Source organism: Streptomyces venezuelae, from assembly GCF_008642295.1.
Lineage (GTDB): Bacteria > Actinomycetota > Actinomycetes > Streptomycetales > Streptomycetaceae > Streptomyces > Streptomyces venezuelae_C.
Window position 1 is genome coordinate 7,366,659 of record NZ_CP029190.1, and the last position, 14,742, is coordinate 7,381,400.

A 14,742-nucleotide genomic window follows, 5' to 3' on the forward strand; every position below is an offset into this window, starting at 1 on the left:
GGAGTATGGCAGCGGTGTCAGTCGGCCTCGTAGCGAGCCAGACGGCGGCGAAGGTCAAGGTTCTCACCTTGCGCGATTTCCAGGGACTTACGCAGCCTGGCCACCTCCTCGCGATGGGCCTGCTGCAGCCGCGTGAGGCGGGCGCTGAGTGTCCTGACGGCCGCGGATGTCGACGAGCCGCCCTGAGGGTCTTCGGGCCCAGCTGGAGCCGGCCCGGCCTTGGCTCGGTGTCGCTCGATCTGGGTGCGCAGCTCCGGGCTCCGATAGAGGAAGTCGCTGCTCACACCGGCCTGGCGGGCCACTGTGGTGAAGGTGACCGGCTTGCCCGCCCTGGCCAGCTCGGTGAGGGCGGTGCGGGCCCGCTGCTCTGTCTCCTGAGTGCGGGCGCGGGTGGCCTGGCGGAGGTGATCGGGCAGTGGTGTCATGCGGTCGGCTCCTTCTGCGCGGTGGTGGATGGCGGTTCGGGGCGGTCGGCCGCGACGGCTCCGCGCACAGGCCGGAGCTGTCCGTCCTCGTGGACGCTGACCTGGTTCAGGGCGACGAGGACCTTGGCCAGGGCGCGGCTCTCGGCGAGGCGGCCGGCGAGCCAGATGTTGTCTTCGCCCATCGGCTCTCCATGGCGGGCGGTGAACTGGGCCTGGCGGCGGGAGATGAGGCCCTCGGTCTGGGCGAGCTGATGCTGGAGTTCGGCGCGGTGGCTGGCGTCGGTGACGAACTTGTCGCAGGTCAGGGACGCGTTGCCCTTGGAGCAGACCTGCCGGGGCGGCAGCATGCACCAGCCGTTGGGCAGCACTCGGTCCGCGCGCTGGTCGAGGTGCAGGAGGTCGTAGAGGTCGCTCGGGTTCACCTCGGCGGTCCGGCCGTCGGCCGTGACCTTCTTGTAGCGGAGGAATTCGCGCTCGGCTGTCACCGCCAGGGTCTTGGCGTAGTGCATGGTCATGGCCGGGCTGATGTGTCCCAGGTAGCGCATGACGACGTGGATCGGGACGCCGACGTTGATCAGGTCGGTCGCCCGTGTGTGCCGGAAGGTGTGGGTCTTGGAGATCGTGACGGGGCGGCAGACCGGCTGACGCAAGCCCTGGGGGCCGTTTCGGTGCCGGCCTCGGGTGACCGCGGCGGCGGTCGGCAACCTCGCGGGGCCGGTCCCCGGCCGGCTCGGTGGAAATCGACTACAAGCGGCAGGGCGGCGTCACCGTGGTCCCGCTGTACTCCGCTGAGGCCGTCGCCCTGCTCCCCGTTCTCCGCCCCTGGGTCGACTGGCGGGCGGTGCACGCCACCCGCGAGGGCCGCCGCTCCCCGCTCGCCGCCCTCGCCCCGGCTGTCCCGGGCCAGGACAGGGTGCTGCCGGCGGAGATGGCACGGATGGCTCGAGTGGGCCGGGCAGCGGTGGTGAACTGGCGCCGGAGGCACGCCGATTTCCCGGACCGGTGGGAGGGGCGGACACACACCCGGAGTTCGACCGCCGCGCGGTGGCCGCCTGGCTCCTCGATCACGACAAGATCGGGATCCCTTCGCAGATCCCGCCGACCACGATGCTCCTGGGCGGCGCCGATGGTACGACCAGGCTCCGCCTCGACGGTACGCTGCTGATCCTGGCGGTACGAGGCCGAGGGTCAGGACCAGCTGTCGGGCTGGACCACCGACGACGACGCCGACGCGCTGGCCGAGCTGACGGCCGGGGAGTTCGGAGCGTCGCTGCGCCGGCTGGCCGTGCCGGGCGTGGCTCCGCTGGCGGTGCCCGGCGAGGTGCGGGTGGTCGAGCGGTTCAGGTCGAGATCGGGCGGGCTCACCGGGCGGCGTTCGTGCAGGCGTCACACTGACACGAAACCGAGAAATCGTAGCGGACGGTCGTTTCGCAGCTTGAGTCCGGGTATGGCGCGAATCGGTGTGCGTTCCGGTCGGGTAACGATCGGTTCTGGCGGCTCAGGGGTGGTATACGGCCCCGTATAGTGCATACGCATCTATGTCTTAAACATGTTCAAGTGAACATCGTTCTTACGCCGGGTTGTCCGTACGGGGCTCTCGGGGAGGGACCTGCACCATGCGCAGCGGAGTGAAGACCGCCTTCGTCGGCGGCGTGTTCGTCCTGGTGGCGGGCGGGGTGGGGTTCGCGGGCCACGAGATGCTGGGCGGGGACTCGGACGGTGCGGGCCTCGGTGGCGCGGACGCCGCGCCGCTGAACGCGTACGGGGAGGTTACGGCCGAGGAGGTCGAGCGGATATCGCGGGACTTCCTGGCGGCGTGGGCCCGCGGGGACGCGGACGCGGCGGGGACGCTGACCGACGACCCGGCGGCGGCCGCGGAGGCGCTGCGCGGCTTCCGGGAGACCGGGCATGTGGAGAACGCCGTGGTCACGCCGGGCGTGGCGAGCGGCGTCACGGTGCCGTACACGGTGAAGGCGACCATCAGTTTTGAGGGGCACGAGAAGCAGCTGGCGTACGCCTCGGAGCTGACCGTGGTGCGGGGCAAGAGCAGTGGGCGGGCGCTGGTGGATTGGCGGCCGGCGGTGCTGCACCCGAAGCTGATCGAGGGCGCGATCCTGCGGACCGGTGAGGCGAAGACGGGCTCGATCCAGGCGTTGGACCGCGAGGGCCGGGAGCTGACCGCCGAGAAGTACCCGTCGCTGGCCCCCGTGCTGGACACCCTGCGTACCCGGTACACGGACGGGCCCGCAGGCGAGCCCGGCGTCGAGACCTGGATCGAGCCGGCCGACGCCGACGCGCCGAACCAGACGCTGCTCACCCTCGTCAAGGGAAAGACGAAGAAGGTCCAGACGACGCTGGACGCCGACGTACAAGCCGCCGCCGAGCGGGCGGTGAAGAAGTACGACCGGGCCTCGGTGGTCGCCGTCCGGCCCAGCACCGGCGAGATCAGCGCGGTCGCCAACAGCCCGGTCGGCGGGTTCAACGTGGCGATGGAGGGGGCGCAGGCCCCCGGCTCCACAATGAAGGTCGTGACCGCGGCGATGATGCTGGAGCACGGCCTGGTCGGCGGGCCGACCTCCCCCGTCGAGTGTCCGAAAGAGGTGACCTGGTCGGGCCGGACCTTCCACAACAACAAGAACTTCTCCATCGCGAACGGTACCTTCCGGGACAGCTTCCGCCGCTCCTGCAACACCTTCTTCATGAAGGCGCTGGGCCCGCTGAACGCCAAGGGCGTGGAGGACACCGCCCTGAGCCAGACGGCCCGCAAGTACTTCGGCCTGGGCGGCGTGTGGTCCATCGGGATCGTCTCCACCGACGCCGACATCCCGGTCTCGAAAGGCCCCGAGACGGCCGCCTCCTACATCGGCCAGGGCAAGGTCACCATGAACGCCCTCAGCGTCGCCTCCCTCTCGGCGACCGTGAAAAACGGCGCGTTCCGCCAGCCGGTGATCGTGCCCAGGGAGATGATCAAGGGCGCGCTGACCACAGCCCAGCCGCTGCCCGGGAACATGGCCGCCACCCTGCGCAGCGTGATGGGCGCCGCTGCGACCGACGGCACCGCCGCCAAGGCGATGTCCGCGGTCAGCGGCGACAAGGGAGCCAAGACCGGGTCGGCCGAGGTCGACGGGCAGAGCGACTCCAACAGCTGGTTCACCGGCTACGCGGACGACCTGGCCGCCGGCTCGGTCGTCCAGTCCGGCGGCTACGGCAGCGGGCCGGCGGGCGACGTCGTCGCGTCCGTGCTGAACGCACGGTAGGGCGGAGACGGTCCGGTCGGCAGCGCGGAGACGGCCGGACGGGCCGAGGCGCATGAGGCGGGTTGCGGGTTGATCTGACGGATGCCGAGTGGGAGCGGCTGCGGCCGTTCCTGCCGGTCAGCAACCGGCGTTGTGGCCGATGGCGGGATCACCGGCAGGTGATCGACGGGATTCTGCGGCACCGGCTGTGGTCGGCCGACGGAACGCCATCGTTCGTGCGCATCAGCGTGCGGCGGGTGCCCGCACCGACCCGCCGCCGGCTCCCGTGTCACTGTTTTCATCTGCTTGTCAAAATGAAACAAGGGATGAGCCGATCTACCGCCGAACCGGGCGGTGAGGCGAGAGGAACTTTGCACCTGGCTCTCTGTGTACCGTGATGATGATGTTCATGGAGTTCTCTGCGGGAGTGCACGTACTCGAGGCCGAGGGGGCCAGGGCTGTTCTTGGGGCCCTGTCTGCCGATGGGGCGAGGGTCTTTGAGGTGGATACAGGAGGGTTGACGGACAAGGCGTCGATCATCCGTGCGTTCGGTGAGGTTGTACCTCTTGATCCGCCGCCGGTGTACGCACGGAGCTGGGATGCCTTTGACGACTCACTGTGGGAAGGCCTGCGGCTGCTCGGCCAGGAGCGCATCGCCCTCGCGGTATACGGGGAGTTTTGGGTGAACGAGCCGTTCGGTGCGGTTCAGGATGCGCTGGACGTTCTGGGGCATGTTGTGAAGCTTCTGGGGGATGAGAGGGCCACCGTGGGTGCCCCGGTGGCACTGTGCGTCTTTCTGGTCGCCGCAGGCTGACTTCAGAGGCCTCACAGTCCAGCAGGCCCCGTGTTTTTGGCGGAGGCGGTTCCGAAGCTCCCGACCCTGGGGGAGCGGAGCGGCCCACCTAACGGGCCGTAGGCCCAGACCCCGCGAAACGGGGTCACTCAAGCCCGCAAAGCGGGCCGTTCGGGTGGAGCGCAGCGGAGCCTGATGATCTGCAAAGCGGCTCAAACTCCCGCACATCCGCCGGGTATTGACCGATTTGATCCCCACCGCGACGGCCCACGCTGCCATTCGCCGAGGTCGTCCGCTCGCCCAGCTCAAGGCCGGCCGCGAGTACCAGAACCACGTCAGCGCGCTCGCACCGATCGGACCATGATCGGTCTGCGACGGGTGGCCTGATCTGTACGGCCCGGGAACGGCGCGCTCGACTCTGGCGCCGGGGGGACGGGCGTCCGTACGGTGAGCGCCTGGTACCCGAGAGCACGGCACGACACGCGAACAACGGCAGTCACGCATGGCACGTCACGCACAGCACGACATGACACGCAGGACACGTAGAAGCGGGGGCGTATGTCGTTCGAAAAGGAATGGCGGCAGGCGCGCACGGACGCGACCGAGAACCGCGCCGTCGCGACACGGCTGAACCAGACCGGAGGCGGCGGCGCCACGCCCAATCTGGCCGTCAACAGCGACGCCCTGGGCCCGATCGGCGCGGACGCGCACGCGCTGTACGAGGGGGTGAAACGGGACACCGAAACCGTACGGGTGTCGAACTACGAGGCGGCTGCGGCGCTCACCACCGGCCAATTCACCTGCGGTGCCCAACTGATGCAGGTGCACGAGCGGTGGTACACGCAGGTGGGGACCCTGCGGGACGCCTGCGCGCAGATCTCCAACCACCTGGACTACTCGGTCGCGGCGCACGCCAAGGACGACGCGGAGATACGGGGCGATCTGATGGCGGTGTCCAAGATCAACGGGCTGCTGAAGTAGGCGGGTGAACCATGCTGACGTACTGGGACGTGCTGCACGCGCCGGTCGACAAGCTCAAGACCGCTGTCGACGACTGGTCGGCCATGGCGAGCAAGCTCGCGCTGCTCGCCGCCGACGCCCGCGACGGAATGCAGAGCAAGGCCGACAAGGCGGACTGGGCGGGAGTGAACGCGGAGGTCAGCCAGGCGTTCATCCGCAAGGTCGCGAAGGAGTTCGACGACGCGGCCAAAGAAGCCAAGGGGATACACCGGCTATTGCTCGACGGGTACACCGCGTTCAAGAAGGCCAAGGACGCCCTCCAGGCGATCGTCGACGGCGCGGAGAAGGCGGGCATCGTCGTGGACAGTCAGGGCCTGGTCACGGCCCGGTACCCTGTGTCCGCCGACGCCACGACCCGGCACGACCCGGACATGGATCAAGCACGGGCCAAGGAGAAGGCCGGTCTGGACGCCTGGACCGAGCGGATCCGGGCCATCGTCGCCGGCTGCACGGCCGATGACGAGTCACTCCGGCTCGCCCTGGCGGCGAATGTCGGCGACGCCCACGACTTCACCGCCCCCAAGTACGCCAGCCTGGACGCGGAGGAGGCCCAGCGCGCCTACGAGCTGGCGGCCAAGGGGGCCAAGGGCGAGGGCCTCACCCATGCCGAACTCCAGCAGCTGAACCAGCTGCTGGCGGCCAACCAGTCGTCAGTCGAGTTCACCACCTCCTTCTACGAGAAGCTCGGCCCCAAGGGGACCCTGGACCTCTTCGCCCAGATGTCCACGGACACCTACACCACCGCCGGACCCAAGGAAGAGCAACTGAAGGACGTCCAGGACCTCCAGCGGAACCTGGGCCTCACCCTCGCCACGGCGACCGACCCCGACAGCAAGATCCTGATACCCGGCGGCAACGGCGTCCCCGTCAACCCGCTCGGCGACTGGTCGGCCGAGTTCCGCAAGCTCGGCACCCAGAAGCTCCCCCTGTTCCCGGGCGACACCATGGGGGTGTACGGATACCAGGCGCTCGCCGGCATCCTGCGCTACGGCGACTACGACCCGCGCTTCCTCAACCCGATTGCCGGACACGTGGTCCAGCTGCGCGAGCAGAACCCGCATATGTTCGCCGACAACAAGCGCGACGCCTGGCAGCAGAACATCTTCAACCCGTCCGGCCTCAACGGGGCCGGCTACGACCCGCTGACCGGCATCCTCGAAGCCCTCGGCCACAGCCCCGAGGCGTCGAAGCAGTTCTTCACGGAGGAGCCGCCGACCGCGTACAACACGGACGGGACGGTCAAGGTGGGTGCCCAGCCCGATCTCGGGAAGGAGGACGGCCAGCCCATCAGGAACTATCTCGAGTACTTCGCCCGCGAAGGCGGCGCGGAGTCCTTCCCGGATGTCGGCCGCAACGATCCCAATAACATGAAGGGCACCGAGGCGTACTTGCCGTCCGCGCTCGGCCACGCCCTGGAGTCGGCGACGCTGGGGCACGCCTGGGACGATCCGCGTCCGGTCCTCGTCCAGGACGAGACCACCGCGAAGCTCACGCAGAGCGTCATGGAAACGTACAGCGACGCGAAGCTGCTCAAGGAGCAGGAGGCGTTGGCGGAGAGCATGGGGCGCATTGGCGCCGGATACATCGACGACCTCCACTGGGCCCTCGACAACGGCGGCCAACAGAGTGTGTTCGCCCCGCGCACCGATCCCGAGTCCCATGCGACGGTCAGCCGGGAGGTCGCCATCGACTTCCTGACCGCGCTGGGGCAGCACCCCGATGCCTACGAGACCGTCTCGGTCGCGGAGCAGATCTCCACCACCGCCAGTCTGGACGCAATGCTGCGCTCCGACCGCAACGCTCCGCTGCCCGACCAGGGGCCCGCCCTGTTCGTGATCCAGACCGGTGCGGAGGTGCAGGGGCTGCTCGACCACGCGCGCGGTGAGCAGATCAAGGCCGAGGGCGAGAAGGCGTACGAGGCGTACGAGAAGGCGCACGAGAAGATGAAGACCTGGATCGAACTCGGCACCGGGGCCGTTGTCGGAGCGGGCTTCGCGGCGCTGCCGGCGGCGACCGCGACCGTCGGCGCCGCGGCGATCCTCGTGCCGGTGGCCATGGACAGCGGCGCGTCCGTCGTGGAGCAGACGATCAACGACACCCTCGGGAAGTACAGCGAGACGCGTCTCGAAGCGACGAAGGAGAGTATCGAGGACCAGATCCACCAGGACGTCAAGGACATCTATCTGGCCGGTGAAAGACGTTTCGAGGCTCCGGTGAATCGCTACATCGCCCTGCAGTACATCGACCCCAAACATTCGACCGCCTTCGCGCTCATCGGCGCGGCGAAGGCCGGATACGCGATGGGCAACGACCGGGCGGCGCAGACGGGCAACCCGCCGCAGACCTGACCGTCCGCGTTTTCCGGGCGCGGCGGGCGCGGCGGGCGCGGCGGACCCGACGGGGCCGTCGCGCACAGATCCGGCTCCTGCCTGAAGGGTCTTTCGTCAGACTCGGGGCGGAGGCTACTGCGTCGACTGAGATGGCCGGGTGCAAGAATTCCGCGCTCACAAGGCCGTTGGGGATTGCCTCTCCGGTGGCTTTCGGAGTGAGTTTCATGGCGATGGGTGAGGCGCCTCCGGCCACCTCCGGGCCCGGTGCACCAACGCCCGAGTGCGCCCAGGCCCGTGGCCGGCAGGACCGCCCCGTACACCCCGGCGCCGGCGCCGGCGCCTCAAGCCCCGTCAAGACGACCACCTGCACGCAAGATGGCACGGATATCACCAGCCGCGCCAACCGAGATCATATTGTCCGGTTTTCTCTCCTCTTTACGTCATCAAAAGGGACTTGGGGGCTCTCATACCGAATTCGTCGGGTGATTTGGCTGTTTCGTGGGGGAGTGGATGTGAGCTGTGCAACGTGCCTGCCGGGGTGCGTTGTTGTTGCAACCGGGAAGTGCGAGGATCGCCTCCGTTTTTACTGTTACTTGAGAAAGACTCTCAGTGAACCAGCCCTCCATATCCCCGGCGGGAGAGAACTTCTCTCCGGCGGCCGGGGTGCGGGCGCCATGGCGGCTCAAGGCCGTCGCAGGCGCCACGGCGGCCGTCCTCGCCGCCCAGACCGTTCTCATCGCGCAGGCGACGGCCGCCCCCGCCCCCGCCTCGCCCGCCATCCCCGCGGCCAAGCCCGCCCTCGGTCCCGCCGAGGCGCAGGACGCGGCCACCGCACACCTCCTCGCCCGGCTGCAGAAGCGCCGCGTCGAGATCCTGGACGAGCGCACCGACTCGACCACGACGTTTGCACAGCCGAACGGCAACACGACCGTCGAGAGCTATACGGGCCCCATACGCGTCAAGGACGGGCAGGGCAACTGGAAGTCGATCGACACCAGCCTCGTCGATACCGGCGACACCGTGCGCCCCAAGGCCGCTGCCGCCGATGTCGCGCTCTCGGACGGCGGTTCGGGCGAGACCCTGGTCAAGGTCGGCCGTGGAAAGCACTCCCTCGGCATCGGCTGGGAGGGCAAGCTGCCCGCTCCGCAGCTGAAGGGGTCGACGGCGACGTACAAGAACGCCGTCGCGGGTGGGGGCGACCTCGTCGTCACCGCCCTGAAGGAAGGTTTCTCCCACTCGGTCGTCCTCCACGAGGCCCCCAAGGGCCCCGTCGAGTACCGGATCCCGGTGGAGGCCACCGGCCTGAAGCTCACCGAGACCGCCGACAAGCGGTTGCGCTGGAACGACGCGGCGAACTCCGCCAAGGCGACCGCCCCCGCCCCGGTCATGTGGGACTCGTCCTATGACCGCGCCTCCGGCGACGCCGAGCACATCGCCCCCGTCGAGGTCGAGATCGAGCCGGCCAAGAATGGCAAGGGTCAGGTCCTGGTGCTCAAGCCTGACGTTCCTGAACGACCCGAACCTCACCTACCCGGTGACCATCGACCCGACCGACTCCCTGATGGGCCCGGTCACCGACACCTGGATCCAGTACGACGACTACCTGACCTCGCAGCGCGGCTCCACCGAGCTGAAGTCGGGCACGTACAACGGCGCGGAGAAGGCCCGCGCCTTCCTCCAGTTCAACGTGGACAAGTACAAGGGCAAGCAGATCCTCGACACGGACCTGCGCCTGTACTCGTACTACTCCTCCACTTGCGCCACCACCGGCTCCGGCAACCAGGTCCGCCGGATCACCGCCGCCTGGGACCCGTCGGCCATCACCTGGGCCAACCAGCCCGCTGCGACCGCGACCGGGGCGGTGACCTCCACCGCGGCCAAGGGCTACAGCACCTCCTGCCCGGCCGGCCACGTCTCCTGGGACATCGACGCGATCGTGCAGGCCTGGGCCGACGGCCAGCCGAACTACGGCGTGCGCATCGCGGCCGTGGACGAGGCCGACGTCCTGACCTGGCGCCGCTACCACTCGGCGAACCAGACCGACGGCTCGCACAACGCCACGTACGAGCCCTCGCTGACGGTCAACTACAACACCAAGCCGGGCGCCGCCACCCCCGTCTCGCCGCTCTCCGGAGCCGTCACCTCGGACAGCACCCCGACCCTGACCGGCAAGGCCACCGACGCGGACGGCAACACGGTCCAGCTCACTTACGAGATCTGGACCTCCACCGGCACCGCCGCCCTGCAGACCGGCAAGTCCGCGTTCACCGCCTCCGGCGTGGCAGCCCCCTGGACGGCGGCCACGGCCCTCGCCCCGGGCAGCTACAAGTGGCGTGCCGCGGTCTACGACGGCACCACCTGGAACGGCACCTGGTCCAGCTGGCAGTCCTTCACCGTCGACACCGTCAAGCCCGGCAACACCGCCGTCTCCTCCGGCGACTTCCCGGCCGGCCAGTGGTCCGGCACCCCGAACGCAGCCGGCGACTTCTCCGGCACCTTCACCTTCACCCCGCCCACCAGCGACGTGAAGGACATCCAGTACAAGCTGGACTCCGGTGCCTGGGTGACCGTCCCGACGACCGGAGCCCCCGTCTCGAAGGCGCTCCTCTTCAAGGCAGGCCCGCACACCGTCACCGCTCACACCCGTGACGCCGCCGGCAATGCCTCCGCCGACGTCACGTACTCCTTCTCGGCCGGCAAGGGCGCGGCGCTGACCTCCCCCGCCGAAGGCGACCGGCCCGCGCGCCGCGCCGTCCTGATGGCCGAGGGCAAGACCAGCTACACCGGAGTGCGGTACCAATACCGCCACGGTGAGGCCGATGCCTGGAAGGACGTGCCCGCCGCCGACGTCCGGCGCAGCTCCGACGGCACGGCCGTTGCCGGCTGGCCCGTTGCCGTCACCGGAGGCAAGCCCGCCTCGCTGTGGTGGAACGTCACCGACACCCTCAGCAACGACGGCTCTGTCGACGTGCGCGCGGTCTTCACCGACGGCACCACCACGGACGCCTCCCCGGAGGCCGCGGTCGTCGTCGACCGTAACGCCGGCGAGGCGCCCTCCGCCCAGGTCGGCCCCGGTTCCCTGAACCTGCTGACCGGCGACTACAAGCTCGGCGCCAAGGACGTCCAGGCCTTCGAGGTCTCCGTCAACCGGACCGCGTCCTCGCGGGCCAACCCGGCGGACTCCGAGGGCCAGGCAGCCATCTTCGGCCCGGGCTGGGTCTCCTCGGTCAGTGCCGAAACCTCCGGCAGCGGCTACACCCAGCTGCGCAAGACCTCGGCGACCTCCGTCGAGATCCTGACCGCGTCCGGCGACTCCACCGCCTTCACGGCCACGGCCGGCGGCGGCTGGGAGCCCGAGGCGGGCGCCGGCACGCTGACCCTGACCGGTTCGCTGACCGGCAACACCTTCACCCTGAAGGACACGGACGCCACCGTCACCGTGTTCGCCAAGGCGGGTCCGGCCGCCACCACCTGGACGATGGCCACCTCGGCCGCCGCCGCCGACGACTCGACGGTCACCGTCGTCTCCGAGACGGTCACCCAGGGCGCCGACACCGTCACCCGCCCGAAGTACCTGATCTCCCCGACCGAGGCGGTCCCGGCCGCGACCTGCCAGGCCACGCCCGCCACCAAGGGATGCCGCGTCGTGGAGTTCGTCTACGCGACGACCACCACGGCCACCGGCTGGTCCACGGCCGCGGACTTCGGCGACTTCGCCGGCCAGGTCAGGGAGATCAAACTGTGGGCCACCGACCCCGGCGCCTCCACTGCCCGTGACGAGGCGCTGTCCAGCTATCGCTACGACAAGAGCGGCCGGCTGCGCCAGCAGTGGAACCCGCACTACTCGCAGGGCACCCAGGTCCAGTACTCCTACGACGCGGGCAACCGGGTCTTCTGGATGATGTCGGGCGCCGACCAGCCGCTGAACTTCCACTACGGCAAGGCCGGTTCCTCCCTCACCGCCGGCGAGGGCATGCTCCTCAAGGTGACCCGCGCCGCCCTCAAGCAGGGCACCGCCAACACCACCGAGGGCACCTCGACCACCACCGTGGTCTACGACGTCCCGCTGACCGGCGCCAAGGCACCGCACCAGATGGGTGCCGCGGCCGTCAACACCTGGGCGCAGGACGAGGTCCCGGCCGACGCCACGGCCGTCTTCCCCGCCGACTCCGTCCCGGTCTCCTCCACCGGCGCCGACCTCACCGCCGACGGCTACGGCCGGGCGACCGTGACGTACGTCGACGCCAACGGCCGCGAGACCAACACGGCGACCCCGGGCGGCGGTCTGTCCACCACCGAGTTCGACGGCTACGGCAACACGGTCGGCTCGCTCAGCGCCGCCAACCGCGCACTCGCCCTGGGCGCCGGCCCGGACGCCGCCGCGACGCTCTCCGCGCTCGGCCTGACCGGCCTGTCCACGGCCGAGCGTGCCGAGCGGCTGTCCACCGCCTCCGTGTACACGGCCGACGGCCAGCGCATGACCCACGCCTACGGCCCGGTGCACCTGGTCACCCTCGGCAGTGCCGTCGCGGCCTCCGGCGGCAACCCGGCGCTGCCAGCTGGCGCGCAGGTGGCCGCCCGTTCGCACACCGCGTACAAGCACGACGAGGGCCGTCCCGCCGACGCTGCCGTCTCCGGACAGGTCACCTCCTCGTCCACCGGCGCGGCGATCGACGGCTACGCCCAGGACGCCGATGTCCGCACCACGGTCACCACGTACAACTGGGCAACCGGCGAGGAGATCGCGAACAAGGATCCCCAGGGCACCCAGCTGGGTGCGACCCGCTCCACCTACCGTGCCGACGGCAAGCTGGCCTCGACCAGCCTCGCCGCCTCCGACGGCGGTGACGCGGGCACGCTGAACTACACGTACTACACGGCCGACGGCACCGGCACCTGTGCCGCCCGTCCCGAGTGGGCCGGCAAGCTCTGCAAGACCGCTCCGGCCGGTGTCATCACCGGTGGCGGCAGCAACCCGGCCGAGCTGCCCACGACCGTGTACGAGTACAACCGCTGGGGCGGCGTCACCTCCACGGCCAAGACGGCCAACGGCGTCACCCGCACCAGCACCGTCACCTACGATGACGCGGGCCGCCGCGTGAAGTCCTCGATCGCCGGGGGACTGGGCACCGCCACCCCGGAGACCACGTTCACCTTCGACGGCGACACCGGTCGGACGCTCACGCAGTCCGCGGGCGGGAAGACGGTGACGTACGCGTACGACACCCTCGGCCGCCTGATCTCTTACAGCGACGGCTCGGGCAACACCACGAAGACCGAGTACGACCTGCTCGACCGTCCGGTGAAGTCCTCCGACTCCACCCAGGCCACCAGCACGTACGGCTACACCCCCGAAGGCGACCTGGGCACCCTGACGGATTCCGTCGCCGGCGCCTTCACCGCGCAGTACAACGCGGATGGCAGGCTCGTCTCGCAGACGCTGCCGGGCGGCTACAAGCTGAAGGTCACCACCGACCCCGTGGGCCGGACGACCGCCCGCGAGTACACCGACGCGAGCGGCACCACGGTGCTCGCGGACGTGGCCGAGTACCGCATCAGCGGCCAGCAGGTCGGCCGTACCCAGACCGACGGCACCACGGTGTCCACGGACTACGGCTACGACACCACCGACCGGCTGACCGAGGCCGTGGACACCACCGGCTCCGGCTGCACCACCCGCGGGTACGCCTTCGACGGCAACCGCAACCGCACCTCGAAGTCGGTCACCGGCGACGACTGCGACCCGGGCACCGCGGATGCGGTGACCTCCAACACGTCGTACGCGTACGACAGCGCGGACCGGCTGGTCGGCTCCGGCCGGGCCTACGACGCGCTCGGCCGCACCACCGTCAAGGACGCCACCACGCTGGAGTACTTCACCGGCGACGTGCTTCGCACCGAGACGGTCGGCGCCCAGCGGCGCACCTGGGACCTCGACGGCGTCGGCCGCATGGCGGTCGCGACGACGCAGACCCGCGCCGAGGACGGCACCTGGTCGACCACCGGCAGCGTCACCCAGCACTACGGTGACGAGTCCAGCAGCCCGGACTGGGCGGCGAACAGCGACGGCACGGTGACCCGTTTCGTCAACGACATCGCCGGTTCGCTCGGCGCCGTCACCTCCGGCGGGGGCGTGGTGCTGCAGTTCGCCAACCTGCGCGGTGACGTCTCGGTCCAGCTGGACCTGGCCGCTCCGGCGAACTCGGTCGTGCAGCGCTACGACGAGTACGGCGTTCCGGTGGACGGCACGGGCGCGGCCCGCTACGGCTGGCACGGCGCCGCGCAGGTCTCCAGCGAGACGCTCAGCGGCCTCTCGCTTACCGGCGTGCGGGCGTACGAGCCCGGCACGGGCCGGTTCCTCCAGGCCGACCCGCAGTACGCGGGCGCCACGAACGCCTACTCGTACTGCAGTGGCGACCCGGTCGGCTGCCGCGACATCAGCGGCACCGCCAGCTACTACGTGTACTACGACCTGGGCCGGACCAGCGCCTCCGACAAGTCGGTGTTCAAGTACTGGAAGAACCACTTCAAGGCGGTCTTCCCGATTCCCGGCCGCCCCAACAAGATCACGCACGAGGGCCAGAAGTTCACCCTGTGGCCGGTGATGTGGGGCATCGAGATGTACTTCCCGCTGAACGTCAACAGCATCGGCAAGAGCTACCTGCAGCTCGGAGCCCGCTTCGGCCACCCCGACTGGCCGGGCGGCTGGATCGGCTTCGACCTGTACAAGTCGAAGGGCCGGATGAAGCTGGAGGTCCGCGGCAAGCTCGGCGGCCTCGCCGCCATCTGCAACCGGACCTGCAACGAGAAGGCCGGCCGGAAGTACTGGGACAAACTCGGCGCCAACCTCCGCAAGGTGGTGCGCGACAAGTTCTAGATCAGGAGCCCCGCTCCATCTCTGAACATGTTCAATAATGGAGCGGGGCAGGCCCGCGGCC

General features: G+C 69.6%; 8 protein-coding genes. 5 read left to right on the plus strand and 3 right to left on the minus strand.

Features of this window, described 5'->3' with window-relative positions:
- Nucleotides 1-17 precede the first annotated feature (17 nt).
- From DEJ50_RS32985 to DEJ50_RS34215, 3 genes are all read right to left on the minus strand, one after another.
- Nucleotides 18-425: a DUF6262 family protein gene (locus tag DEJ50_RS32985; RefSeq protein WP_150211675.1), complete on the minus strand. Its 408-nt coding sequence runs from the start codon at nucleotides 423-425 to the stop codon at nucleotides 18-20.
- Entirely contained in the window at nucleotides 422-1,075 is a 654-nt protein-coding gene (locus tag DEJ50_RS32990) for a tyrosine-type recombinase/integrase (RefSeq protein ID WP_190344840.1), read from the minus strand. Before DEJ50_RS32990 ends, DEJ50_RS32985 begins: the two co-directional genes overlap by 4 nt.
- A 538-nt stretch (nucleotides 1,076-1,613) precedes the next feature.
- The gene (locus DEJ50_RS34215; protein WP_190344842.1) at nucleotides 1,614-1,790 is read right to left on the minus strand and encodes a hypothetical protein; all 177 of its coding nucleotides are present in this window, start codon (nucleotides 1,788-1,790) and stop codon (nucleotides 1,614-1,616) included.
- 251 nt (nucleotides 1,791-2,041) lie between these two features.
- On the opposite strand from DEJ50_RS34215, the gene DEJ50_RS32995 reads away from it, so the two are divergent.
- From DEJ50_RS32995 to DEJ50_RS33020, 5 genes are all read left to right on the plus strand, one after another.
- A complete protein-coding gene (locus DEJ50_RS32995) occupies nucleotides 2,042-3,682 on the plus strand; it encodes a penicillin-binding transpeptidase domain-containing protein (protein ID WP_150211677.1) in 1,641 nt (546 codons plus the stop codon).
- A 388-nt stretch (nucleotides 3,683-4,070) separates the two neighbouring features.
- Nucleotides 4,071-4,475 carry a barstar family protein gene (locus DEJ50_RS33005; protein ID WP_190344844.1) on the plus strand — a complete coding sequence of 135 codons (405 nt, stop codon included), beginning with the start codon at nucleotides 4,071-4,073 and terminating at the stop codon, nucleotides 4,473-4,475.
- Between the two features lie 537 nt (nucleotides 4,476-5,012).
- The gene (locus DEJ50_RS33010; RefSeq protein ID WP_150211680.1) at nucleotides 5,013-5,435 is read left to right on the plus strand and encodes a hypothetical protein; all 423 of its coding nucleotides are present in this window, start codon (nucleotides 5,013-5,015) and stop codon (nucleotides 5,433-5,435) included.
- Between the two features lie 11 nt (nucleotides 5,436-5,446).
- Complete coding sequence (locus tag DEJ50_RS33015; protein ID WP_150211681.1) at nucleotides 5,447-7,822, plus strand: hypothetical protein; 2,376 nt, start codon at nucleotides 5,447-5,449, stop codon at nucleotides 7,820-7,822.
- A 1,450-nt stretch (nucleotides 7,823-9,272) separates the two neighbouring features.
- Nucleotides 9,273-14,681: a DNRLRE domain-containing protein gene (locus DEJ50_RS33020; protein WP_223838032.1), complete on the plus strand. Its 5,409-nt coding sequence runs from the start codon at nucleotides 9,273-9,275 to the stop codon at nucleotides 14,679-14,681.
- Nucleotides 14,682-14,742: the final 61 nt, after the last annotated feature.

Excerpts from the sequence above, each read along its gene's own strand:
- DEJ50_RS32985 (WP_150211675.1), bottom strand. The coding sequence starts at position 425 with ATGACACCACTGCCCGATCACCTCCGCCAGGCCACCCGCGCCCGCACT.
- DEJ50_RS32995 (WP_150211677.1), top strand. The coding sequence starts at position 2,042 with ATGCGCAGCGGAGTGAAGACCGCCTTCGTCGGCGGCGTGTTCGTCCTG.
- DEJ50_RS33005 (WP_190344844.1), top strand. The coding sequence starts at position 4,071 with ATGGAGTTCTCTGCGGGAGTGCACGTACTCGAGGCCGAGGGGGCCAGG.
- DEJ50_RS33010 (WP_150211680.1), top strand. The coding sequence starts at position 5,013 with ATGTCGTTCGAAAAGGAATGGCGGCAGGCGCGCACGGACGCGACCGAG.
- DEJ50_RS33015 (WP_150211681.1), top strand. The coding sequence starts at position 5,447 with ATGCTGACGTACTGGGACGTGCTGCACGCGCCGGTCGACAAGCTCAAG.
- DEJ50_RS33020 (WP_223838032.1), top strand. The coding sequence starts at position 9,273 with ATGGCAAGGGTCAGGTCCTGGTGCTCAAGCCTGACGTTCCTGAACGAC.